At 60.6% G+C, this 355-nt stretch carries 1 protein-coding gene; it reads left to right on the forward strand.

Annotation, left to right across the window (positions count from 1 at the left end):
• Positions 1-188 (forward strand): transposase domain-containing protein (locus BHU06_RS22285; protein WP_139147186.1); only part of this gene is annotated, 188 nt, incomplete at its 5' end.
• Between the last annotated feature and the right edge of the window lie 167 nt (positions 189-355).

Consider the following 355-nt stretch of genomic DNA (forward strand, 5'->3'; position numbering starts at 1 on the left):
ACTGGCTCTTTGCGGGCAGCCTACGAGCTGGTCAGAGGGCAGCAGCCGTCATGACGCTCATCCAGTCAGCACGACTCAATGGGCATGATCCCTATGCGTATCTCAAGGACGTTTTGGCTCGCTTGCCGACGCAACGGGTTAGCCTGGTTCACGAGTTGCTACCGCATCGTTGGTTCGCACCGAGCTGAATGTCGTTATTTGAGGCTCCGCTCAGCGAACGGTTGGCCAGCTTGCCCCAGTGGCGCTGCGCAGCGATTCAAGTGCACCGCAATCGCCAACGCATACCCCTCCCGCACAGGTACTGCGGATGGCACGCAGTTGCTTGCGCAGCGCCTGCAACTCGGCGATTCGCTGC

The organism is Hydrogenophaga sp. PML113 (genome assembly GCF_001777155.1).
Lineage (GTDB): Bacteria > Pseudomonadota > Gammaproteobacteria > Burkholderiales > Burkholderiaceae_C > Hydrogenophaga > Hydrogenophaga borbori.